The sequence below is a fragment of the Streptomyces sp. SYSU D01066-1 genome (assembly GCF_054956795.1).
In genome coordinates this window covers 21,618-44,293 of the sequence record NZ_JBUDHV010000031.1, presented here as the reverse complement: position 1 = coordinate 44,293, position 22,676 = coordinate 21,618, and the positions used below count along the sequence as shown (strand labels likewise).

Below are 22,676 nucleotides of genomic sequence, written 5' to 3'. Positions count from 1 at the left end.
GACCGAGGTACCTGCCGACCATGGCGAAGAAGGCGAAGAAGCAGCAACCGGGGGGCACGCCGGCGACGGTGGCCCTGACGGCGGCCGGGGTGGCGTACACGGTCCACTCCTACGACCACGACCCCGCCCACCCGTCCTACGGCGAGGAGGCGGCCGAGGCGATGGGCGTCCCGCCGGAGCGGGTCTTCAAGACGCTGGTGGCGGACGTCGACGGGCGGCTGACGGTCGCGGTGGTCCCGGTCGCCGGCACGCTGGACCTGAAGGCGCTGGCCGCGGCGGTGGGCGGCAAGCGGGCGGCGATGGCCGACCCGGTCCTCGCGGAGCGCACCACGGGCTACGTCCGGGGCGGCATCTCCCCCCTCGGCCAGCGCAGGCGGCTGCCCACGGTCCTGGACGACTCGGCGCCGGCCCACCCCACGATCTGCGTCTCGGCGGGCCGCCGGGGTCTGGAGATCGAACTGTCCCCCGCCGACCTGGCCGAGCTGACCGGCGCGGTCCTCGCTCCCGTGGGCCGCGCCTAGGGTCTCCTGACGGATCTCCGTGGCAGAGGGAGCGGCGTTCGGTACGTGCTCCGGGCCCCCGGGGAGTGCGGTGCGCAGGGTCAGGCGGCGGAGCCACCCGGCCCTGCGCACCGCACGGCAAGTGGGGACACCCCCTCTGGGGGAGCGTGCCGAACGCCGCGGCGCCGCGGAGATCCGCCAGAACCTCCCTGGCCCCTGACCGGCGCCCGTCGCCGCGTCAGGGCCGCCGGGCGGCTCGGGAGCGCCCCGAAGGGGCGCGGGGCCCGGTCCGGGCCGCCGTCCGGGCGCGGTCGGCCGCGACGGCGCCGCGCCCGGGGACGCGATCAGCCCTCCGGCACCTCGTGGGGCTCCGGGTCCCCAGGCGTGAACAGCGCCGTCAGCCCCAGGTGCGCCAGCAGCCCGGCCAGCGGCCACGCCAGCAGCGCCCCCTTGGCCCCGAGCTTCAGCGGCGCCGGGAACGTCTCTCCCCTGCCCGCCTCGCGCGCGTGCGCGATCACGTCCTGCGTCGGCCCGAGCCACACCCCGAGCCGCCAGGCCAGCAGCGCGCCCAGCAGCCCGCCGACGCCGAGCGCCACGACCAGCGGTACGCCGCCGTGCCGCCGCGCCAGGAAGACGACCAGCGCGCTGAGCACCCCGAAGGCCAGCGCGAGCAGCGTGAACGTGCCGTCGACGCCGACCGCCTGCTCGCCCTCGGAGTCCTTGAGGTAGACCACCCAGCTCTTGTCCACCACGTCACCGACGAGCGGCACGGTCGGCGCCAGCCACCACCACAGCACGCCGAGCAGCGCCCCGGACACCGCCACCGCCACCGCGGCCACGGCGGCCTGCCGCACTTCGGTCCTCAGTCCCGGACCGTCCTGCCCGCCGGGCCGGCCGTACGCGCCGTCGGCCGCGTACGCCCCGGCGGGCGGCGGCACCGGCTGTCCCCGGTGGGACGCGGACGAGTGTTCGTGGGGTGGCGGAGGAGGAGTCAGCGGTGCGGTCACCCCGCCATCGTGCCAGGCCCGTCTGTGCGGCGCGTCACCGGACGGCCGCCCGACGGTAGGCCCAGGTGGCGACGGCCAGCGAGACCACGCCGACCACCCCGCACACCGCGAGGTCGGCGAGGACGAGGGCCCAGTCGACCCGCCCCTCGAACGTCCGCGCGAACGCCTCCACGCCGTACGTCGACGGCAGCAGGTCCCGGGCGAACCGCACCGCCTCCGGCATCCGGCCGGCGGGCAGCACCCCGAGCAGCAGCGCCGCCGACATGCCCAGCTGGCCCAGCAGCGTGGCCAGTTCCGGCCGGGGCGCGAGCAGGCCCAGCGCCGCGCCCAGCCCGGCCAGCGCGGCGCCGGCCAGCGGGATCACGGCCACCAGCACCCACAGGTGGGTGAGCGGCAGCCCGAACAGCACGCAGCCGAACACCGCCGTGACCACGGTCCCCGGCACGGTGAAGGAGGCGTACGCCCCCGCCGCGCCCAGCACCACCGCGGCCGGCGGCACCGGCAGGGTGGCGTAGTGGTCGAGACCGCCGCTGCCGCGGAGCTGGCCGAAGTACTGGGCCAGCAGGTTCAGCGCGACGAACGCGACGACCAGGACCGCCGAACCGGCGACCACGGCCTGTGCCTCCGCGCCGCCGTCCACCACCCCGCGCATCAGGATCATGATGCCGACGGACTGGAAGGTGGCCACGAACAGCAGCGGGATCCGCGCGACGCGGGCCCGCGACAGCTGCGCCCGGTAGACGGCCGCCAGGGAGGGCCACAGCCGCGCCCGGGGCCCCAGCTCGGCCGCGGCGGGCGCGGCCCGCTCCCCGGCGGCCAGGACACCGCCCGGCAGGGCATCGGCGGGTACGACACTCACGTCGCGCTGCTCCTCTTCGCTCCGGCGGGCGTCCTGTCCGGTCTGCGCGGACACGGGTTCGCGCACGGGTACGGATCCGGCGGCGGGTGTGCTCACCGCCCTGGCGTTCACGCTCTCACCAGCCCCTGCCGGGCCGCGCCGCCCAGCGCCAGGTAGACGTCCTCCAGGCTGGGCGTGGCCAGCGTGAAGTCGTCCAGGGCGGCGAAGGCGGCTCCTCCGGTGACCGTGGCGACCACCGCGCGGGCCTCCTCGGGCGCCAGCCGCAGCGTCCAGCGGCGGCCCGACTCGGCGACGCGGTCGCGCAGCGCGGCCACCTCGGGGACGTGCAGCGGGGCCGCGTCCCGCCACACCAGGTCGACCCGGACCTCGCCGGCCACCTTCTCCTTCAGGCCGGCCGGTGAGTCGCAGGCGATCACCCGGCCCCGGTCCAGGACCGCGACCCGGTCCAGGACCGTCTCCGCCTCGATGACGTTGTGGGTGACCAGCAGCACCGTCGTGCCGTGCTCGGCGCGGCGCCGGTCGACGGCGGCCCAGACGGCCCGGCGGGCCACCGGGTCCATGCCGGTGGTCGGCTCGTCCAGGACGAGCAGCGGCCGCTCCCCCACCAGCGCGGTGGCGAAGCAGGCCAGCCGCCGCTGGCCGCCGGAGAGCTTCTTCAGGGCGCGGGAGGCGATCGGGGTGAGGCCGAGTTCGTCGAGGACGGCGCCGGTCCGCTCGCGCGCGAGCCGGGCGTCGAGTCCGCGCAGCCGCCCGGTGGTCTCGGCGGCGAGCCAGACCGTCAGTTCGTCCAGGGCGGTGGACTCCTGCCCGAGGTAGGCGAGGACGCGCGCGGCCCGCTCGGGGTGGCGGACGATGTCGTGGCCGAGGATGCGCACGGTCCCGGAGTCGGGCCGCATCAGCCCGGTCAGCTGCCGCACCAGGGTGGACTTGCCGGCCCCGTTCGGACCGAGCAGGCCGAAGATCTCGCCGCGCGCGATGTCCAGCGCCACGTCGTCGGTGGCCCGCACCTCGGGGGTGGCGGGGGTGCCGCGCCGGCCGCGTACCGCCGGATAGGTCTTGGTCAGCCCCCGCACCACGCACACGGCATCGCCACCGGGTCGAGGTGCCTGTGCCGCGCGCGTACTCACAAGGGACGAGCCTACGGGGTGCGCGCGCCCGGGCCGCGCCCGGGGCGGCCCACGGGGGCGGGTCCGGCGGGGTTCTCACCCGGTCGCCGGACCGTGCTCCACCGCCGTCCGCACCCCGATCTCGCGCCAGAACCCGGCCCGGATGGCGTACCGGTCCTGCTCGTCGATCTGGTCGTCCTTGTGGGCGAGCAGCCCGAAGCGGGCCGCGTAGCGCAGCAGCTCGCCGTCGATGCGGTGCGGGACGCGGGGGTACATGCCGGACAGCCTCTGGAGGTGCCCCTGGTCGCCGAGGCGCTCCACCCAGCGGCGGGCGAAGACCTGTCCGACCTCGTACGGGTCGCCGCCGACCGTGGTGATGTCCTCCTCCCGGTCGGCCCACCGCTGTTCGGCGGTGGTGAGCTGGGCCAGCGTCGGCATGGAGGCGGCCTCGGGGGGCTCGGCGGCCGGCCGGTCGACCCAGCCCTTGTCGGAGGACCAGCGCAGGGTGGCGCTCCCGGGGGGCTGGTGGGCGGGCTGGGGGCCGGGGGCGCGCAGGGCGGCGAGGTCCTTGGGGGTGGGGACGCCCTTGGGGGCGGGGCCGCGGTCCTCCGGTCCCGCGCCGTTGCGGGAGGCGGACGGGGCGGGGTGCGGGCGCTCCTCCGCGGGCCGCTCGGCGGCGGCGAGCGCGGACTCGGGCAGCGGCGCGGAGAGGATCGCGGCGATCTCCGGCCGGGGCACCGGCGGCGGCGCGCACACCCCGGTCAGTTCCTTGGCGCGCACGGCCTGGGTGATCCAGGCGCGGTCCAGGACGCGCCGCTCGTCGGCCTCGGCGACCAGGTCCTCGGACTGGTTGTAGTCGCCGTCGGCGGCCTGCACGGCCCACAGGTGGACGGCGACGCCGTGCTCCTTGGCGGCCATCATGCCCGGCAGCAGGTCACCGTCGCCGGTGACCAGGACGATGTCGGAGCAGGCCCGGTTGCGGGCCAGCTCGGTCAGCTCGGCGTGCATCGCGGCGTCCACGCCCTTCTGCGCCCAGCGGCCGTCGCTGCGGGTCAGCGCGCCGAGCCGGACGGTGACCCGGGGCATCACGCGCAGCCGGCGGTGTTCGGGCTGCGGGACGCGGTCGGGGGCGCCGTCGAACCAGTAGATGCGCAGCAGGGGCTGCTGGGTGTCGGCCTGGGCGCGTTCGCGCAGCCCCTGGATGAGGGCGGCGTGGTCGACGGTGATGCGGGACCGCGAGGGTTCCCCGGCGAGGAGACTGGCGGCGGCCCCCAGCAGATACCCGGCGTCCACCAGGACGATGCAGCGGTCCACGCTTTCCACCCTCTTTCCGGGAGGTTTGCTTCGGGCTTGCCTCGAGTCTGCCCGACCGCGCGGGGGTTAACGGCCGGAACTCGATCTTCGGCGTGGCGTTTGCGGTCCGGGCGTCCCGGTGGAGCGGGTCACCGACGGTGATTGTCCAATATGCGTTCTTTATCGGCCTATGTGAATCTGGTCGAGGCTCTGGCCACTGATTTCCCCACAGGAGGCACTGTCATGGCCAAGAACAAGAACAACCGTGATCGTAAGCAGTCCCGTTCCGAGCGTGCTCAGCGGGCGGACCGGTCCGTCGCCGTGGCCTCGGAGGAGCAGCTCGCCCCGGCGCTGGCGCACGCCGACACCGCCGTCCGCGGCAAGCGGCAGAAGCGCTTCGGTCACAACTGACGGCCACGGAGCGCCGGTAGGCACCGAGGGGCGCGTCCGGCAGCGGACGCGCCCCTCGGCCGGGCCGGCGGCTCAGCCCGCCAGACAGGACGGGCCCAGCAGCACCTTCAGATCGCCGAAGAGCGCCGGGTCGGGCTTGACCCGGTGCCGGTCCAGGCGCAGCACCGTCGTCTTCGTGGGGCCCTGGAGCTTGATCCGGACCTCGCTGTCACCCCGGTGGTGGGTGAGGATCTCCCCGAGGCGGCTGACCATCGGCGGGGTGACCCGGGTGGCCGGGATGGTGAGCACCACGGGCGCGTTGGCGCCCGCGTTGGACAGGTCGGGGACCTGGAGCTCCATCGCCACCAGGCGCGGCACGTCCTCGCGCTTGTCAAGGCGGCCCTTGACGAACACCACGGCGTCCTCGACGAGTTGGGTCGACACCAGCTGGTAGGTCGCCGGGAAGAACATGCACTCCAGGGAACCGGCGAGGTCCTCGACGGTGGCGATCGCCCAGGCGTTGCCCTGCTTGGTCATCTTGCGCTGGAGGCCGGAGATGATGCCGCCGATGGTGACGACCGCGCCGTCCCCGAAGTCGCCGCCGGTGAGCTGGGAGATGCCCGCGTCGGCCTTGTCGGACAGCACGTGCTCCAGGCCGAAGAGCGGGTGGTCGGAGACGTAGAGGCCGAGCATCTCCCGCTCCTGGGCGAGGAGGTAGGTCTTGTCCCACTCCTCGGTGGAGAACTCCACGTCCAGGCCGAAGCCGGGCTCGTCGGCCTGCTCGTCGCCCATGCCGCCGAAGAGGTCGAACTGGCCCTCGGCCTCCTTGCGCTTGACCGCGACCACGTTGTCGATCATCGGTTCGTACTGCGCGGTGAGGCCCTTGCGGGTGTGGCCCAGCTCGTCGAAGGCGCCGGCCTTGATCAGCGACTCGGTGGTCCGCTTGTTGCAGACGACCGCCTCGACCTTGTCCAGGTAGTCGGGGAAGGAGGCGTACTTCCCCTTCGCCTTGCGGGTCCTGATGATCGACTCGACGACGTTGGTGCCCACGTTGCGCACCGCGGAGAGGCCGAAGAGGATCACGTCGTCGCCCTGGGCGGCGAAGTTGGCCATCGACTCGTTGACGTTGGGCGGCAGCACCTTGATGCCCATGCGCCGGCACTCGTTCAGGTAGACGGCCGACTTGTCCTTGTCGTCCTTGACCGAGGTGAGCAGGGCGGCCATGTACTCGGCCGGGTAGTTGGCCTTCAGGTAGGCGGTCCAGTACGAGACCAGGCCGTACGCGGCCGAGTGCGCCTTGTTGAAGGCGTAGCCGGCGAACGGGACCAGCACGTCCCACAGGGCCTGGATCGCCTCGTCGCTGTAGCCGTTCTTGCGGGCGCCGGCCTGGAAGAGGACGAAGTTCTTCGCCAGTTCGTCGGGCTTCTTCTTGCCCATCACGCGGCGCAGGATGTCGGCCTCGCCGAGCGAGTAGCCGGCGATGATCTGCGCGGCCTTCTGCACCTGCTCCTGGTAGACGATCAGGCCGTAGGTGACCGCCAGGACCTCTTCGAGGGGCTCCTCCAGCTCCTTGTGGATCGGGGTGATCTCCTGGAGGCCGTTCTTGCGCAGCGCGTAGTTGGTGTGCGAGTCCATGCCCATCGGGCCCGGGCGGTACAGGGCCGACACGGCGGAGATGTCCTCGAAGTTGTCGGGCTTCATCAGGCGCAGCAGGGAGCGCATGGGTCCGCCGTCGAACTGGAAGACGCCGAGGGTGTCGCCGCGCTGGAGCAGCTCGAAGGTCTTGGGGTCGTCCAGCGGCAGGGAGAGCAGGTCCAGCTCGACGCCCTTGTTGGACTTCACCATCTTGACGGCGTCGTCCATGATCGTCAGGTTGCGCAGGCCGAGGAAGTCCATCTTCAGCAGGCCGAGCGACTCGCACTGCGGGTAGTCCCACTGGGTGATGGTCACGCCGTCGGTGTGCCGCACCCAGATCGGGGCGTGGTCGACGATCGGCTCGCTGGACATGATCACGCCGGCCGCGTGCACGCCCATCTGCCGGACCAGGCCCTCGACGCCCTTGGCGGTGTCGATGACCTTCTTGACGTCCGGCTCGTTCTCGTACATCGAGCGGATCTCGCCGGCCTCGCTGTAGCGGGGGTGGGAGGGGTCCGTGATGCCGTTGAGGTCGATGCCCTTGCCGAGGACGTCGGCGGGCATCGCCTTGGTGAGCCGGTCGCCCATCGCGTACGGGTAGCCCAGCACGCGCGCGGAGTCCTTGATGGCGTTCTTCGCCTTGATCTTGCCGTAGGTGCCGATCATGGCGACCTTGTCGGCGCCGTACTTCTCCGTCACGTACCGGATCACCTCGACGCGCCTGCGCTCGTCGAAGTCGATGTCGACGTCGGGCATGGAGACGCGCTCGGGGTTGAGGAACCGCTCGAAGATCAGGCCGTGCGGGATCGGGTCGAGGTCGGTGATGCCCATGGCGTACGCCACGATCGAACCGGCCGCGGAGCCCCGGCCGGGGCCGACCGCGATGCCCTGGTTCTTGGCCCACATGATGAAGTCGGCGACGACCAGGAAGTAGCCCGGGAACCCCATCTGGATGATGACGTCCATCTCGTACTCGGCCTGCTTCTGGCGGTCCTCGGGGACGCCGCCCGGGTAGCGGCGTTCCATGCCGCGGCGGACCTCCTCCTGGAACCAGGTGACCTCGGTGTAGCCCTCGGGGATGTCGAACTTGGGCATCAGGTCGCGCTTGACGAACATGCCCGTGGTGTCGACCATCTCGGCGACCAGGAGCGTGTTGGCGCAGCCCTCCTGCCAGGCGTCGGAGGAGTCGATGGCGTACATCTCCTCCGTGGACTTCAGGTAGTAGCCGGTGCCGTCGAACTTGAAGCGGTCGGGGTCGGAGAGGTTCTTGCCGGTCTGGATGCACAGCAGCGCGTCGTGGGCGGTCGCCTCGTGCGCGTAGGTGTAGTGCGAGTCGTTGGTGACCAGCGGCGGGATGCCGAGCTTGCGGCCGATCTCCAGCAGGCCGTCGCGGACCCGGTGCTCGATGTCGATGCCGTGGTCCATCAGCTCCAGGAAGTACTTGTCCTTGCCGAAGATGTCCTGGTAGTCGGCGGCGGCCTTGAGCGCCTCGTCGAACTGGCCGAGCCGCAGCCGGGTCTGCACCTCGCCGGAGGGGCAGCCGGTGGAGGCGACGATCCCCTCGGACCACTGGGAGATCGTCTCCTTGTCCATCCGGGGCCACTTCTGCAGCCAGCCCTCGGCGTAGGCGTCGGAGGAGAGCCGGAAGAGGTTGTGCAGGCCGGTCTTGTTCACCGCCCACATCGTCTTGTGGGTGTAACCGCCGGAACCGGAGACGTCGTCCCGCTTCTGGTGCGGCTGACCCCACTGGATCTTGCGCTTGTTGCGCCGCGACTCGGGGGCGACGTACGCCTCGATCCCGATGATCGGGGTGACACCGGCCTTCTGCGCCGTGTGGAAGAAGTCGTACGCCCCGTGCAGGTTGCCGTGGTCGGACATGGCCACGTGTGTCATGCCCATGTTGTTGCAGGCCTCGAACATGTCCTTCAGCCGCGCGGCACCGTCCAGCAGCGAGTACTGGGTGTGGACGTGCAGGTGCGTGAACGGCGGCTTGGACACGTTCGGCCTCCTGGGCGAATTCGGGGTGACGGGCTGCGGGCAGTCCGGGGGGTCAGCGTCGAAGTCTATGCCTCGCCACTGACGCTCCGGGGCCCCGTCCGCGTACCTTCGGGCGAGGCGTCGCGCGGGCACTCCCGCGCGCCGTCACACGTTGGTCCGATCGGAAGATCCCTTCCAGTCGCCACGCGCGCACACGCACCGTCAGCACCAGGAGGCACCCCGCGATGTCGGTCCCGCAGCTCAGTGACGAGCACCGCGACGAGGAGATCCTCGCCGTCTTCGACACCGCCTTCGGCGACCTCCTGGCCGCCGACCCGGCGGCGTTCCGGGTGAAGTTCCGCAAGATGGCGGCGTCGGCCTTCGCGTTCTACCGGGGCACCGCCTGCCTGTTCTACCGCGACCTGGACGCCGCCGACCACGAGGGCGCCGACCGCGGCCCGTACCTGGACGAGCGGACCAGCCGGGTGTGGATCCACGGCGACCTGCACGCGGAGAACTTCGGCACGTACATGGACTCCACCGGCCGGCTGATCTTCAACGTCAACGACTTCGACGAGGCCTACGTCGGCCCCTTCACCTGGGACCTCAAGCGCTTCGCGGCGTCGATCGCGCTGATCGGGTACGCCAAGGCACTCAGCGACGACCAGATCACCGAACTGGTGACGGTGTACGCGAGCGCCTACCGCCGGCGGATCCGCGCCCTGGCCACCGGTGCCAAGAGCGACGAGGTGCCGCCGTTCACCCTGGACACCGCCCAGGGGCCGCTGCTGGACGCGCTGCGCGACGCCCGTTCGCTGACCCGGTTCGGACTGCTGGACTCGATGACGGAGATCCGTGACTTCGAGCGCCGCTTCGCGCCCGGCGGCGGCAGCGTCGAGCTGGACGCGGCCACCCGCTACAAGGTGCTGGCCGCCTTCGACGGCTATCTGGAGACGCTCCCGGAGTCCTCGCTGACCCGCCCGGACTCCTACCGGGTCAAGGACGTGGTGGGCCGCCGGGGCATCGGCATCGGCTCGGCCGGACTGCCGTCGTACAACATCCTCCTGGAGGGCAACAGCGACGCCCTGGAGAACGACGTCGTCATCTACGTCAAGCAGGCCCAGACCCCGGCCGTCTCGCGGCACATCACCGACCCGGCGATCCGCGACTACTTCCAGCACGAGGGCCACCGCACGGTGATCTCCCAGCGCGCCCTGCAGGCGCACGCCGACCCGTGGCTGGGCTGGACCGAGCTGGACGGCGCGGGCCAGCTGGTCGCCGAGATCTCGCCGTACGCCGTCGACCTGGACTGGAACGACATCGACGACCCGGAGGAGATCGCCGAGGTGGTCGCCGACCTCGGCCGGGCCACGGCCGCGATGCACGCGGCGGCCGACGACCAGTCCGGCGAGTCGCTGGTGCCGTTCTCCACGGAACGGGCCATCGACGCGGCGATCGCGGCCGACGAGGACGGCTTCGCGCCCCTGCTGGTGGAGTTCGCGCACGGCTACGGGGCACGCGCGCGTGCCGACCACCAGATCTTCGTCGACCTGTTCCGCAACGGCCGGATCCCGGGTCTCTGAGTCCCCGGCAGCCGGCTTTCCCACCCTCCTTTAGGGTTCTTTTACCGGAGCCCGTGACACACTCTCTACGCCATGGACATATCCGGGACCCCGCTCAGAGCCGTACGCGCGGCGCTGTTCACGGCACTCGTCGTGACCCTCGGCACCGCGTCGCACGTGGTGCTGTCCGGGGTCCCGCTGCCGCTGCCCACCGTGGCCCTGGTCGCGGCCGGTGTGTTCCTGGCCGCGTACGCCCTGGCGGGCCGCGAGCGCTCCTACGGCGGGATCGCCGCCCTGCTCATCCCGCTGGAGCTGGCCGCCGACACGGTCCTCACCACCGGCCAGCACGTCTGTTACGGCCCGGCGGGGGGCCCGGTCGCGGGTCCGCTGCGCTCGGTCGGCCTCGACGTGCTGTGCGGCGACGGCACCGCCGTCCACGCCGGCGTCACCAGCCCGCTGACCCGGGTGACCGGCGCCGGCACCGACCGGCTGGAGGCCCTGCTCGCCGACGCGGCCCCCGGCACGGCCTGGCTGCTGCTGGCCGCGCACGTCGGCGTCGGCCTGCTCGCCGCCGCCTGGCTGCGGCACGGCGAGAGCGCGCTGGCCCAGCTGCTGCGGGCGGCTGTCGCCACCACGTTCCGGCCGCTGCTGCTCGCCGCCGCGGCGGTCACCGTACGCCCGGTCCCCGCCCCGCGCCGCCCGGCGCCTCCGGTCCGCCGCACCGCCACCGCCCGCGACCGCGTCCTCACCCACTCCCTGGGACGGCGCGGACCGCCGTACTCGGCCGCCTTCGGGTGACCACCCGACACCGGTACCGGCAGTCCCCCAGCCCACCCCCGCGCGCGCTCGCGCGCGCCTCCCCACGGAGTCCACGACACCATGAGCAAGCGAAACAGCCAGCAGCAGAAGACGGCGGCCCGGGAGCGGCTGCGCCTGGAGCGCGAGCGCCAGGCCAAGCGCGACAAGGCCAAGCGGCAGATCATCGTCGCCTGTTCCATCGTCGGCGTCCTGGCGATAGCCGGCGGCATCGGCTACGCCGTCGTGCAGGCCAACAAGCCCACCCACTGGGAGACGGTGGCCGACGAGTCGAAGGTCGTCGCCCCGGCCAACACCACGGGCAAGGACGGCACCACCGTGGTCATCGGCGAGGACAGCGCCAAGAAGACCCTGAAGGTCTACGAGGACCCGCGCTGCCCGATCTGCGCCGCGTTCGAGCAGGCGGCCGGCTCGACCCTGGAGAAGGACGTCGAGGCCGGCAAGTACAAGGTCCAGTTCGTCGGCGGCACCTTCCTCGACGGTGACACCGAGAAGGACGGCGAGTTCTCGGTCGGCTCGAACGGCGAGGGCTCCAAGAACGCCCTGAGCGCCCTGGGCGCCGCGCTGAACGTGAGCCCGGAGGCGTTCCTGAAGTACAAGTCGGCGCTCTACTCGGCCAAGTGGCACCCCGAGGAGAGCGACGACAAGTTCAAGGACGACGACTACCTGATCAAGGTCGCCGACACCGTCCCGGCGCTGAAGGACAACGCCGAGTTCCAGAACGCCGTGCAGAAGGGCACCTACGACGCCTGGGCGCTGGCCATGTCCGACGCCTTCAACAAGAACAAGGACGGCGTCACCGGCACCCCGAGCCTCGTGATGGACGGCGAGCGGCTCCAGACCTCCAGCGGCAACGCGCCGATGACCGCCGCCGAGTTCACCGAGGTGGTCGGCGCCGCCCTGAAGTGACGCCCTGAAGCTGGAGGGACACCCTGAAGGGACGCCGGGGGAGCCGGTGGACCCCCGCCGGTCCATCCGCTCCCCCGGCTCGCCGGCCCGTGGCCCGACCGGCCGCGGCCAGCCGGCCGGAACCCCCCGGGAACGCTCCCGGCCGCCGCATCGCCGTCGAGGCGGCGGCCGGCGCGGCGCCCGCCTTCCCGCACGGCGCCGCCCGCACCCGGGCGCGCTCGCACCACGCGCGCGGCGGCGCCCGCCGGGCCCTACGCCCCGCTCCGGGCCCCGTGCTGGAGCGTGTCGAGGAAACCGAGCGCCGTCCGCCAGGTGGCCTCGGCGGCCTGGGCGTCGTAGTCGGGCAGGCCGGGGTCGGTGTAGAGGTGGCCGGCCCCGGCGTACCGGTACACCTCCACGTCGGCGCCGGCCCGGCCCATCTGGAGGTACCAGGCGCTGAGCCAGTCGTCCGTCTCGAACGGGTCGGGCTCGGCGACGTGCAGCTGCACCGGCAGGTCGTCCACCGAGGCGTTGGGGGCGATGTCCGAGGTGCCGTGCAGGAGCAGCAGCCCGCGGGCCCGCCGGTCGCCGAGGGCGAGGGTCTGCGCGACGGAGGCGCCGAGCGAGAACCCGGCGTAGACCAGGCCCCGCTCCGAGTACGGGGCGGCGGCCAGCACCGCCCGCTTCAGCAGCTCCTGGCGCCCGATGCTCTCGTTGTGCTCCCTCCCCTCCTCCACCGTGTCGAACGTCCGGCCCTCGAAGAGGTCGGGCGTCCACACCTGGTGACCGGCGTCACGCAGCCGGTCGGCGGCCTGGCGCACCGCGGGCCGGAGACCGAAGGTCGAGTGAAAGAGCACGATGTTCATGGGGCCATCGTGCCAGCCGGCTCCGACGACGCGGCCCGCGCTCCCGCCGGAGCGGCCCGGGGCGCCCCTCACGTCGCATATGTCACACCTTCGGGTCCGGGGCCGCATGTTCAGGTCCGCCGGTGCCGGTTACGTTCCTGGGATGGAGAACATACTCCGCCCCCTGATCGTGGTCGGCTGCTCGGTGGTGCTCACACTGGTCATCGGCTGGGCCACCGACCGGCTGCTGCGCAAGGCCGACGAGCGGCATCACGAGACACCCCTGTGGGGGCTGCTGCGCCGCGCCCGCATCCCCTACCAGCTGCTGCTCTGCGCGGCGCTGCTGAGAGGCTCGTACATCGAGGCCCAGGTCTTCCCCGTCCACCGCGGCCTGGTCGGCCACATACTGACGCTGGTGCTGATCGGCTCGGCCGCCTGGCTGGTGGTGCGGATCGCCGCGGCGGTCGTGGAGACGTCGTACTCCAGCTACGCCCACGCCCGCGCCCAGCGCGACCCGGCCCGGGTGCGCCGGGTGCGCACCCAGGTGTCGCTGATCATGCGGGTGGTCTCCGCGGTGGTCGGCGTGGTGGCGGTGGCGTCGATGCTGCTGACGTTCGAGGAGATGCGCACGGCCGGCGCCTCGCTGCTGGCCTCGGCCGGGGTGCTGGGCATCGTGGCCGGCATCGCCGCGCAGACCACGCTCAGCAACATGTTCGCCGGGTTCCAGATCGCGTTCGGCGACATGGTGCGCATCGGCGACACGGTGGTGGTGGACGGCGAGTGGGGCACGGTCGAGGAGATCACGCTGACCTTCCTGACCGTGCGCACCTGGGACGAGCGCCGGATCACCATGCCGGTGTCGTACTTCACGTCCAAGCCGTTCGAGAACTGGTCGCGCGGCACCCCGCAGATGACCGGCACCGTCTTCTGGTACCTGGACCACACGGCGCCGGTGGACGCGATGCGCGAGCGGCTCCGTGACATCCTGCGCCAGTGCCCGGCCTGGGACGGCCGCGCGTACAACCTGACCGTCACCGACACCACCCCCAACACCATGCAGGTGCGGGCGCTGGTGACGGCCAAGGACGCGGACGACATCTGGACGGTACGGGTCGAGGTGCGCGAGCAGATGATCCGCTGGCTGGCCGCCGAGCACCCCTACGCCCTGCCCCGCGTCAACACGGCCGACGCGGCCCTCCCGCCCGGCCGCGCCTCCCTGCGCAAGTCCTCCCCCGACGGCGTGGCACGCCGCCTGCCGCACCAGCCGGCCCACGGCCGGCCGCACTGACCCGGCCGGCCCCGCGGGCGATCAGCGCAGGCTGCGTACGTCCAGGTGCCGCAGCACCCGGTCGACGATCTCCGGATCGGCGCCGGGTTCGCTGCGCGCGGCCAGCACCTCGTGCCGGGCGGCGCTCAGCATCTCGCCCTGGATGCGGCGGAGCCGCTTGATCCGCCGCGCCCGCTGCTGGTGCGCCTCGCGCCGCTCCTCGTCACCGATCTCCGGGCTGATCCGCAGGCCGATGTCGAGGGCCCGCCGCAGCATCTGCTCGGTCAGCTCCTCCGGCAGTTCCTCGACCGCCTCGATCTCGCGCAGCCGCTGCCGGGCCGCCTTGGCCGCGCGCCGGGCGAGGGCGCGCTCGAACTCCTTCTCCTGCTCGGTGTCGGCCGTCACCCGCAGCCGCCTGACCAGCCAGGGCAAGGTGAGCCCCTGCACCAGCAGCGTCACCAGGATCACCCCGAACGCGATGAAGATGATCTCCTCGCGGTGCGGGAAGGGCGACCCGTCCTCCGTCTCCAGCGGGATCGCCAGGGCCAGCGCCACCGAGGCCACCCCGCGCATCCCCGCCCACCACATGACGACGGTCTCGCGCAGGCTCATCGGGATGTCCTCGTCCCGGTCCCGCCTGGCGTGCAGCCGTTTCGTCAGCCAGGTCGCCGGCAGCAGCCACAGCAGCCGCACCAGGACCACCACCCCCACCACCGCCCCCGACCAGCTCAGCAGCTCGGACCAGTGCCCGGACGCGGTCCGCACCGCGTTGTGCAGCTCCAGGCCGATCAGCCCGAAGGCGACCCCGGTGACCAGGGTGTCGACGACGTCCCAGACGGTGTGCCCGGCCAGCCGGGTCAGCACGTCGTCGGCGTCGGCGGCGTACTCGGCGAGGAACATCGCGGTGGTGAGCACGGCCAGCACCCCGGAGCCGTGCAGTTCCTCGGCCAGGACGTAGGAGGCGTACGGGACCAGCAGCGTCAGCCCGATCTGGAGGGTCGCGTCCTCCAGCAGGCCGAGGACCCTGTTGGTCGCCCACCCGAGCATCAGGCCGACGGCGACGGCGACCACGGCGGACAGCACCAGGTCGCGCCCGGCCGACCACGGCGAGAAGGTCCCGCCGACGGCGGCGGCGATGGCGACGTTGTACAGGACGATGGCCGTGACGTCGTTGAAGAGCCCCTCGCCCTCCAGGATGGACACCAGCCGCCGGGGCAGTCCGAGCTGCCCGGCGACGGCCGTGGCCGCGACCGGGTCGGGCGGCGCCACCAGCGCCCCGAGCGCGAAGGCGGCGGCGAGGCCGAGGCCCGGCAGGATGGCGTGGGCCACCGCGGCCACGCAGCTCATGGTGACGAGGACCAGGGCGACGGCCAGCAGGAAGATGGGCCGTTTGTTGGCCGCGAACTGCCGCCAGGAGGTGCGCCGCACGGCGGCGTACAGCAGCGGCGGGAGCAGGGCGGGCAGGATGAGGTCCGGCGGGATGTCGACGTTGGGCACGAACTCCAGCAGCGCCAGCACGATGCCGAACACCGTCATCAGCACCGGCGCCGGCAGCCCGAACCGGTCACCGACCGGGACGCTCAGCAGGGCCCCGAGCAACAGCACGAACAACAGGGCCAGCTGGTCCACGTCAGCGCTCCTGAGAGGTCTCGGCGATCACACGGCAGGCTTCCAGCCTGCCACCTCGCCTTCCCCGTCGCCCCGTCGAGAACCTCGGGTCACAGCACGCGTCGCATCGCGCGGTGCGCTATCCCCGCGTCGGGGAACCGCGGACCGTACGCCGTGTAGCCGAGCCGCTCGTAGAAACCGAGGGCGTGGGTCTGCGCGTGCAGGTCCACCGCCGTGAGCCCCCGCGCGCGTGCCGCGTCCTCGATGGCCCGCACCAGCGCGGCCCCGACGCCCAGCCCCCGCGCCGCCCGGGTCACGGCGAGCCGCCCCAGCGACCCCACACCCGGGTCGCCGCCGGTCTTCCCGGCCGCCGCCTCCCCGGTCAGCAGCCGCCCGGTCCCGAGCGGCACGCCGTCCTCGCGGACCGCCAGGACGTGCGTGGCGACGGCGTCGTAGGCGTCGTACTCGATCTCCTCGTCGACGCCCTGCTCGGCGACGAAGACCTCCTTGCGCACCGCGAAGCACGCCTCGCGGTCGGCGGGGTCCTCGGCGACGCGCACCGCGTACACGGGTGTACCGCCGCTCATGCGTAGGTCTCCTCCCGGACCCGGTCCAGGGCCTGCTGGAGGTCGTCCGGGTAGTCGCTGGCGTACTCCGCCCAGTCGCCGGTGCCGGGGTGCTCGAAGCCGAGCCGGACGGCGTGCAGCCACTGGCGGGTCAGGCGCAGCCGCTTGGCGAGGGTCGGGTCGGCGCCGTAGGTCAGGTCGCCGACGCAGGGGTGGCGGTGGGCGGCCATGTGGACGCGGATCTGGTGGGTGCGGCCGGTCTCCAGCTTCACGTCGAGCAGGGAGGCCGCGCGGAACGCCTCGATCAGGTCGTAGTGCGTCACCGACGGCTTGCCCTCGGCGGTGACCGCCCACTTGTAGTCGTGCTGCGGGTGGCGGCCGATGGGCGCGTCGATGGTGCCGCTGGTCGGGTCGGGGTGGCCCTGCACCAGCGTGTGGTAGCGCTTGTCGACCGTGCGCTCCTTGAACTGGCGCTTGAGCGAGGTGTAGGCGCGCTCCGACTTGGCGACCGCCATCAGCCCGGAGGTGCCCACGTCGAGGCGGTGCACGATGCCCTGGCGCTCGGCGGCGCCGGAGGTGGAGATCCGGTACCCGGCGGCGGCGAGCCCGCCGATGACCGTCGGGCCGGTCCAGCCGGGCGACGGGTGGGCGGCCACCCCGACCGGCTTGACGATGACGACCACGTCCTCGTCGTCGTGGACGATCTCCATGCCCTCGACCGGTTCGGCGACCACCTGGACCGGCGCGGGCGCCTGCGGCATCTCGACCTCCAGCCAGGCCCCGCCGCGCACCCGCTCGGACTTGCCGACCACCGAGCCGTCGACCGCCACCTTCCCCGCCGCCGCCAGCTCGGCGGCCTTGGTGCGGGAGAAGCCGAACATGCGGGAGATGGCGGCGTCGACGCGCTCGCCCTCCAGGCCGTCGGGCACGGGCAGGGTACGGATCTCGGGAAGCGTGCTCACCCGGTCGAGTATGCCGGACGGCACCGACACTCCCCGACCGGCAGGTGCTCAGTCCTTGTGGACGGTGCCGTCCGGGTCCAGGCCCCGGAAGGACAGCAGCACGATCAGGACGCCGCCGCACACGATCGCCGAGTCGGCGAGGTTGAAGACGGCGAAGTGCTTGGGCGCGATGAAGTCGACCACCGCACCCTCGAAGACGCCCGGCGAACGGAAGATCCGGTCGGTGAGGTTGCCGAGCGCACCGCCGAGCAGCAGGCCCAGCGCGATGGCCCACGGCAGGCTGTGGAGCTTGCGGGCGAGCCGGGCGATCACGACGATCACGGTCGCCGCGATCACCGTGAAGATCACGGTGAACGCCTCGCCGATGCCGAAGGCGGCCCCCGCGTTGCGGATCGCCACCAGCCGCAGCCAGTCCCCGACGATCTCGATCGGCTCGTGGTGCTCCAGCTTCGCCACCACGATCATCTTGCTGACCAGGTCCAGGACGTACGCGGACACGGCCACCGCGAACAGCACGGCGATCCGCCGCCTGCCCCGGGGCCGCTCGGCGCCGGCGGCCTCCCGCTGCCCGTCCCCCGTCTCGTCCGGGGTGTCCGGCGTACCGATGATGCGCTCCGCCTCTGCCACGTGAGTCCCTCGACCTAGGTACCTGACTGGGGAAGAGACTACGGCACGCCTCAGCGGCGCTCCTGCTTCTGTTTGCACTCCACGCACAGGGTGGCCCTGGGGAACGCCTGCATCCGGGCCTTGCCGATCGGCTCGCCGCAGTGCTCGCACAGCCCGTAGGTGCCCGCCTCCAGCAGCTCCAGGGCGTGCTCGGTCTGGGAGAGCATCTCGCGGGCGTTGGCGGCCAGCGCCAGCTCGTGCTCGCGCGTGATGTTCTTGGTGCCGGTGTCCGCCTCGTCGTGCCCCGCGCCGTCCCCCGGGTCCCGCATCAGGCCCTGCAGCGCCCGCTCGGAGGAGTCCAGCTCGGCGCGGAGCCGGGCCTCCTCGGACCGCAGCTCCCCGCGCGCCTCCTCGACCTCCTCGGGGGTCCACGGGTTCTCGCCGGGGCGCACCGCGAGGTCGCCGGGTTCCACCGCGCCGCCCCGCGCCTTCGGTACCGCCGTCGTGGCCGCCGTGGCCGTGTCAGGGGTCTTCTTCGCAACCACCGTCGTGGCTCCCGTCTGCTCCGCGGCCTCGGCCGCGCCCGCCTTCTTGGCCGTGCTCTTCCCCGCCACGCCACCCGGCGCCGCCGCGACCTTCTTCCCCGGGGTCTTCCCGGCCGCGGTCCTCCCCGCGGCGGTCCTCTCGGCAGCGGCGGCCTTCGCCGCGGCCGTCTTCGCTGTCTCCGCCGTCTTCTCCGCGGCCGTCTTCGCTGTCTCCGCCGTTTTTTCCGCAGCCGTCTCCGTTGTCTCCGCCGTCTTCTCCGCGGCCGTCTCCGTTGTCTTCTCCGCAGTCGTCCTCGTCGCGGTTCTCCTCGCCGCCGTCCTCCTCGCCGCGCCCTTCCCAGCGACCGCCTCCCCGGCCGACGCCGCACCCCCCGCTCCGCCGCCCGCTTCACCGCCCGCCCCGGCCCCCGTCCCCTCCGCCGTCCTCCTCACCCCGGCCTTCCCCCCGCCCCGCGTGCTCCTCTTCCCGCCCGCCCCCTCCCCCATCCCATCGGCGGAGCCGGGGGTTCCGGGGGCCGGGGCACGAGCGGGTCCGCCGGACCCCGAGTGCCGTACGGCGGTCTTCTTCGCCACCATGCCGCGGCCCCTTCACAAACCATGATCTTGCACGCGAATCGTGCTGGGACGATAAATCGACTTGAGTCCCGCGGCAACGGGGCGTACCGCCCCGCTCGGCGGGCCTGCATCCGTTGTGCCCAGCTCCCCGCCGGGTATGCCGGTCCGGAAACCGGTCGGCCGCTGTCCGCCGGGCGCCGTACACTGGGCGGAGCGAAAAGCGTGGATGGGGACGAGTAGCGGCGTACGCAGCCCAGAGCGACCCGGGGACGGTGTGAGCCCGGGGGCGAGCCCGACGCGAAGATCACCCCGGAGCCGCCGGAAGAAAGCCGCACCGGACCGGGCGCGGCGAGTAGACCCGGCATCGCGACCCCAATGAGGGGGCTCACCGGCGCACAGGGCGCACCGGGAGCCAAGGAGGGTGGTACCGCGGGAGCACGACGCTCTCGTCCCTCCGACGGAAGGCAGCACGTCCGCCGGAGGAAACGCGTTGAATACGCCGCCGCTGTACCGCCAGGTACCCGCCCAGGTCGACCTGCCCGCGCTCGAACACGCGGTGCTCGACTTCTGGCGCGAGCAGAAGATCTTCGCCAAGAGCCTGGAGCAGTCCGCGGGCCGCCCCGAATGGGTGTTCTACGAGGGTCCGCCCACCGCCAACGGCATGCCGGGCGCCCACCACATCGAGGCCCGCGTCTTCAAGGACGTCTTCCCCCGCTTCCGCACCATGCGCGGCTATCACGTCGGCCGCAAGGCCGGCTGGGACTGCCACGGTCTGCCCGTGGAGCTGGCGGTGGAGAAGGAGCTGGGCTTCAGCGGCAAGCCGGACATCGAGGCGTACGGCATCGCGGAGTTCAACGCCAAGTGCCGCGAGTCGGTGACCCGCCACACCGACGCCTTCACCGAGCTGACGACCCGCATGGGCTACTGGGTCGACCTCGACGACGCGTACCGCACGATGGACCCGGAGTACGTCGAGTCCGTCTGGTGGTCCCTGAAGAAGATCTTCGACAAGGGCCTCCTCGTCCAGGACCACCGCGTCGCCCCCTGGTGCCCCCGCTGCGGCACGGGCCTGTCCGACCACGAGCTGGCCCAGGGCTACGAGACGGTCGTCGACCCTTCCGTCTACGTCCGCTTCCCGCTCACCTCCGGCCCGCTGGCCGGCGAGGCCGCCCTCCTGGTGTGGACGACCACGCCGTGGACCCTGGTCTCCAACACGGCGGTGGCGGCCCACCCCGAGGTCACCTACGTCGTCGCCACGAACGGCGCCGAGAAGCTCGTCGTCGCCGCCCCCCTCGTGGCGAAGGCCCTCGGCGAGGGCTGGGAGACCACCGGGCAGACCTTCACCGGCGCCGAGATGGAGCGCTGGACCTACCGGCGCCCGTTCGAGCTGGTCGAGTTCCCCGAGCCGGCCCACTACGTCGTCAACGCCGACTACGTCACCACCGAGGACGGCACGGGCCTGGTCCACCAGTCCCCCGCCTTCGGTGAGGACGACCTCAGGGTCTGCCGCTCCTACGGCCTGCCGATCGTCAACCCGGTCCGCCCCGACGGCACCTTCGAGGAGGGCCTCCCCCTGGTCGGCGGCGTCTTCTTCAAGAAGGCCGACGAACAGCTCACCGAGGACCTCGACCGCCGCGGCCTGCTCTTCCGGCACCTCCCCTACGAGCACAGCTACCCGCACTGCTGGCGCTGCCACACCGCGCTGCTCTACTACGCGCAGCCGTCCTGGTACATCCGCACCACGGCGGTCAAGGACCGTCTCCTCGCGGAGAACGAGAAGACCAACTGGTTCCCCGACTCGGTCAAGAACGGCCGGTACGGCGACTGGCTGAACAACAACATCGACTGGGCGCTCTCCCGCAACCGCTACTGGGGCACCCCGCTGCCCGTCTGGCGCTGCGCGGACGACCACCTCACCGTCGTCGGCTCCCGCGCCGAGCTGACCGAGCTGACCGGCACCGACCAGTCGGGCCTGGACCCCCACCGCCCGTACATCGACGAGGTCACCTTCGCCTGCCGCCACGACGGCTGCGGCAAGACGGCCACGCGCGTGCCGGAGGTCATCGACGCCTGGTACGACTCGGGCTCGATGCCGTTCGCGCAGTGGGGCTACCCGTACAAGAACAAGGAACTGTTCGAGTCCCGCTACCCGGCGCAGTTCATCAGCGAGGCCATCGACCAGACGCGAGGGTGGTTCTACACCCTCATGGCCATCGGCACCCTGGTCTTCGACAAGTCGAGTTACGAGAACGTCGTCTGCCTGGGCCACATCCTCGCCGAGGACGGCCGCAAGATGTCCAAGCACCTGGGCAACATCCTCCAGCCGATCCCGCTGATGGACCAGCACGGCGCCGACGCGGTCCGTTGGTTCATGGCGGCCGGCGGCTCCCCGTGGGCGGCCCGCCGCGTCGGCCACGGCACCATCCAGGAGGTCGTCCGCAAGACGCTCCTCACGTACTGGAACACGGTCGCCTTCCAGGCCCTGTACGCCCGCACCTCGGGCTGGGCGCCGAGCGGGGCCGACCCGGCCCCGGCCGACCGCCCCGTCCTGGACCGCTGGCTGCTGTCCGAACTGCACGCCCTCACCGACCAGGTGACCCAGGCCCTGGAGGGCTACGACACCCAGCGCGCCGGCAAGCTGCTGTCCGCGTTCGTCGACGACCTGTCCAACTGGTACGTACGCCGTTCCCGCCGCCGCTTCTGGCAGGGCGACAAGGCTGCGCTGCGCACCCTGCACGAGGTCGTCGAGACGGTCACCAAGCTGATGGCCCCGCTGACGCCGTTCATCACCGAGCGGGTCTGGCAGGACATGATCGTGCCGGTCACCCCGGGCGCCCCGGAGTCCGTGCACCTGTCCGCCTGGCCGGAGGCCGACCTCACCGCCGTCGACCCGGAGCTGTCGCAGCAGATGGTCCTGGTCCGGCGCCTGGTCGAACTGGGCCGCGCCACCCGCGCGGAGTCCGGCGTCAAGACCCGCCAGCCGCTCCGGCGTGCGCTGGTCGCGGCGGCGGGCTTCGACGCGCTCTCCCCCGAACTGCACGCGCAGATCACGGAGGAGCTGAACGTCGAGTCCCTCGCCTCCCTCAGCGAGGTCGGCGGCAGCCTGGTCGACACCACCGCCAAGGCCAACTTCCGCGCGCTGGGCAAGCGGTTCGGCAAGCGCGTCCAGGACGTCGCCAGGGCCGTGGCGGACGCGGACGCGGCGGCGCTCTCCCTCGCCCTGCGGGAGGGCACGGCCTCGGTGGAGGTCGACGGTGAGACGATCACCCTCGCTCCCGACGAGGTGATCATCACGGAGACCCCGCGCGAGGGCTGGTCGGTCGCCTCCGACTCCGGTGCCACGGTCGCCCTCGACCTGGAGATCACCGAGGAGCTGCGCCGCGCGGGCCTCGCCCGGGACGCGATCCGCCTGATCCAGGAGGCCCGCAAGAACAGCGGCCTGGACGTCGCCGACCGCATCGCCCTGCGCTGGACGGCCACGGACCCGGCGGTCGTCGCCGCCCTGACCGGGCACTCGGCCCTGATCGCCGACGAGGTGCTGGCCACCGACTTCGCCGAGGGCGAGGCGGACGGCACGTACGGGGACGCCTTCACGGACGCGGGCCTGTCCCTGACGTTCCGCCTCCGCAAGGCGTAGACGGCACGAGAGGCCCGGCTCCCGCGACGCACCGGGGAGCCGGGCCTCTCGC

18 protein-coding genes are annotated in these 22,676 nt (G+C 72.5%); 7 read left to right on the top strand and 11 right to left on the bottom strand.

All coding sequences use genetic code 11. The features are described from left to right. Positions 1–20: 20 nt before the first annotated feature. Entirely contained in the window at positions 21–521 is a 501-nt protein-coding gene (ybaK, locus tag ACY1JF_RS24195) for a Cys-tRNA(Pro) deacylase (RefSeq protein WP_462707334.1), read from the top strand. Positions 522–844: 323 nt separating this feature from the next. Here ybaK and ACY1JF_RS24190 read toward each other — a convergent pair whose 3' ends face one another. The 4 genes from ACY1JF_RS24190 to ACY1JF_RS24175 all read right to left on the bottom strand — a co-directional run bounded on the left by ACY1JF_RS24190 (position 845) and on the right by ACY1JF_RS24175 (position 4,786). Next, complete coding sequence (locus ACY1JF_RS24190; RefSeq protein WP_462707333.1) at positions 845–1,507, bottom strand: AAA family ATPase; 663 nt, start codon at positions 1,505–1,507, stop codon at positions 845–847. A 34-nt stretch (positions 1,508–1,541) separates the two neighbouring features. Beyond that, the gene (locus ACY1JF_RS24185) at positions 1,542–2,366 is read right to left on the bottom strand and encodes an ABC transporter permease (protein WP_462707332.1); all 825 of its coding nucleotides are present in this window, start codon (positions 2,364–2,366) and stop codon (positions 1,542–1,544) included. Positions 2,367–2,473: 107 nt separating this feature from the next. Then, positions 2,474–3,448, bottom strand: coding sequence for an ABC transporter ATP-binding protein (locus ACY1JF_RS24180; RefSeq protein WP_462707369.1), 975 nt, complete (start codon positions 3,446–3,448; stop codon positions 2,474–2,476). Between the two features lie 120 nt (positions 3,449–3,568). Next, a complete protein-coding gene (locus ACY1JF_RS24175) occupies positions 3,569–4,786 on the bottom strand; it encodes an NYN domain-containing protein (RefSeq protein ID WP_462707331.1) in 1,218 nt (405 codons plus the stop codon). 222 nt (positions 4,787–5,008) lie between these two features. On the opposite strand from ACY1JF_RS24175, the gene ACY1JF_RS24170 reads away from it, so the two are divergent. Beyond that, positions 5,009–5,176 carry a hypothetical protein gene (locus ACY1JF_RS24170; RefSeq protein ID WP_462707330.1) on the top strand — a complete coding sequence of 56 codons (168 nt, stop codon included), beginning with the start codon at positions 5,009–5,011 and terminating at the stop codon, positions 5,174–5,176. Between the two features lie 72 nt (positions 5,177–5,248). On the opposite strand, the gene dnaE is transcribed toward ACY1JF_RS24170, so the two are convergent. After that, the gene (gene dnaE / locus ACY1JF_RS24165; protein WP_462707329.1) at positions 5,249–8,788 is read right to left on the bottom strand and encodes a DNA polymerase III subunit alpha; all 3,540 of its coding nucleotides are present in this window, start codon (positions 8,786–8,788) and stop codon (positions 5,249–5,251) included. A 224-nt stretch (positions 8,789–9,012) separates the two neighbouring features. Here dnaE and ACY1JF_RS24160 point away from each other — a divergent pair, with 224 nt between their 5' ends. The 3 genes from ACY1JF_RS24160 (at position 9,013) to ACY1JF_RS24150 (ending at position 12,054) form a co-directional block, all read left to right on the top strand. After that, the gene (locus ACY1JF_RS24160) at positions 9,013–10,350 is read left to right on the top strand and encodes a DUF2252 domain-containing protein (protein ID WP_462707328.1); all 1,338 of its coding nucleotides are present in this window, start codon (positions 9,013–9,015) and stop codon (positions 10,348–10,350) included. 72 nt (positions 10,351–10,422) lie between these two features. Then, complete coding sequence (locus ACY1JF_RS24155; protein WP_462707327.1) at positions 10,423–11,127, top strand: hypothetical protein; 705 nt, start codon at positions 10,423–10,425, stop codon at positions 11,125–11,127. 81 nt (positions 11,128–11,208) lie between these two features. Next, positions 11,209–12,054: a thioredoxin domain-containing protein gene (locus tag ACY1JF_RS24150; protein ID WP_462707326.1), complete on the top strand. Its 846-nt coding sequence runs from the start codon at positions 11,209–11,211 to the stop codon at positions 12,052–12,054. Between the two features lie 251 nt (positions 12,055–12,305). Here the strand turns inward: ACY1JF_RS24150 and ACY1JF_RS24145 are convergent, their stop codons facing one another. After that, complete coding sequence (locus tag ACY1JF_RS24145) at positions 12,306–12,899, bottom strand: dienelactone hydrolase family protein (protein ID WP_462707325.1); 594 nt, start codon at positions 12,897–12,899, stop codon at positions 12,306–12,308. 142 nt (positions 12,900–13,041) lie between these two features. Here ACY1JF_RS24145 and ACY1JF_RS24140 point away from each other — a divergent pair, with 142 nt between their 5' ends. Next, positions 13,042–14,166: a mechanosensitive ion channel family protein gene (locus ACY1JF_RS24140; protein WP_462707324.1), complete on the top strand. Its 1,125-nt coding sequence runs from the start codon at positions 13,042–13,044 to the stop codon at positions 14,164–14,166. A 21-nt stretch (positions 14,167–14,187) separates the two neighbouring features. Here ACY1JF_RS24140 and ACY1JF_RS24135 read toward each other — a convergent pair whose 3' ends face one another. The 5 genes from ACY1JF_RS24135 to ACY1JF_RS24115 form a co-directional block, all read right to left on the bottom strand. Then, the gene (locus ACY1JF_RS24135) at positions 14,188–15,774 is read right to left on the bottom strand and encodes a Na+/H+ antiporter (protein WP_462707323.1); all 1,587 of its coding nucleotides are present in this window, start codon (positions 15,772–15,774) and stop codon (positions 14,188–14,190) included. An 89-nt stretch (positions 15,775–15,863) separates the two neighbouring features. Beyond that, on the bottom strand, positions 15,864–16,340 hold the full coding sequence (locus ACY1JF_RS24130) for a GNAT family N-acetyltransferase (protein ID WP_462707322.1): 477 nt from the start codon (positions 16,338–16,340) through the stop codon (positions 15,864–15,866). Then, complete coding sequence (locus ACY1JF_RS24125) at positions 16,337–17,281, bottom strand: RluA family pseudouridine synthase (RefSeq protein ID WP_462707321.1); 945 nt, start codon at positions 17,279–17,281, stop codon at positions 16,337–16,339. Before ACY1JF_RS24125 ends, ACY1JF_RS24130 begins: the two co-directional genes overlap by 4 nt. Before the next feature lie 48 nt (positions 17,282–17,329). Next, positions 17,330–17,908, bottom strand: coding sequence for a signal peptidase II (lspA, locus tag ACY1JF_RS24120; protein WP_462707320.1), 579 nt, complete (start codon positions 17,906–17,908; stop codon positions 17,330–17,332). Positions 17,909–17,958: 50 nt separating this feature from the next. Beyond that, positions 17,959–18,501, bottom strand: a complete 543-nt coding sequence (locus tag ACY1JF_RS24115; RefSeq protein ID WP_462707319.1) for a TraR/DksA family transcriptional regulator — start codon at positions 18,499–18,501, stop codon at positions 17,959–17,961. A gap of 976 nt (positions 18,502–19,477) precedes the next feature. Here ACY1JF_RS24115 and ileS point away from each other — a divergent pair. Beyond that, complete coding sequence (gene ileS / locus ACY1JF_RS24110) at positions 19,478–22,624, top strand: isoleucine--tRNA ligase (RefSeq protein WP_462707318.1); 3,147 nt, start codon at positions 19,478–19,480, stop codon at positions 22,622–22,624. Positions 22,625–22,676 lie beyond the last annotated feature (52 nt).

What these genes read in the sequence shown, in the direction of transcription:
- ACY1JF_RS24160 (WP_462707328.1), top strand. Translation starts at nt 9,013, where the DNA reads ATGTCGGTCCCGCAGCTCAGTGACGAGCACCGCGACGAGGAGATCCTC.
- ACY1JF_RS24155 (WP_462707327.1), top strand. Translation starts at nt 10,423, where the DNA reads ATGGACATATCCGGGACCCCGCTCAGAGCCGTACGCGCGGCGCTGTTC.
- ACY1JF_RS24170 (WP_462707330.1), top strand. Translation starts at nt 5,009, where the DNA reads ATGGCCAAGAACAAGAACAACCGTGATCGTAAGCAGTCCCGTTCCGAG.
- ACY1JF_RS24130 (WP_462707322.1), bottom strand. Translation starts at nt 16,340, where the DNA reads ATGAGCGGCGGTACACCCGTGTACGCGGTGCGCGTCGCCGAGGACCCC.
- ybaK (WP_462707334.1), top strand. Translation starts at nt 21, where the DNA reads ATGGCGAAGAAGGCGAAGAAGCAGCAACCGGGGGGCACGCCGGCGACG.
- ACY1JF_RS24150 (WP_462707326.1), top strand. Translation starts at nt 11,209, where the DNA reads ATGAGCAAGCGAAACAGCCAGCAGCAGAAGACGGCGGCCCGGGAGCGG.
- ACY1JF_RS24145 (WP_462707325.1), bottom strand. Translation starts at nt 12,899, where the DNA reads ATGAACATCGTGCTCTTTCACTCGACCTTCGGTCTCCGGCCCGCGGTG.
- ACY1JF_RS24140 (WP_462707324.1), top strand. Translation starts at nt 13,042, where the DNA reads ATGGAGAACATACTCCGCCCCCTGATCGTGGTCGGCTGCTCGGTGGTG.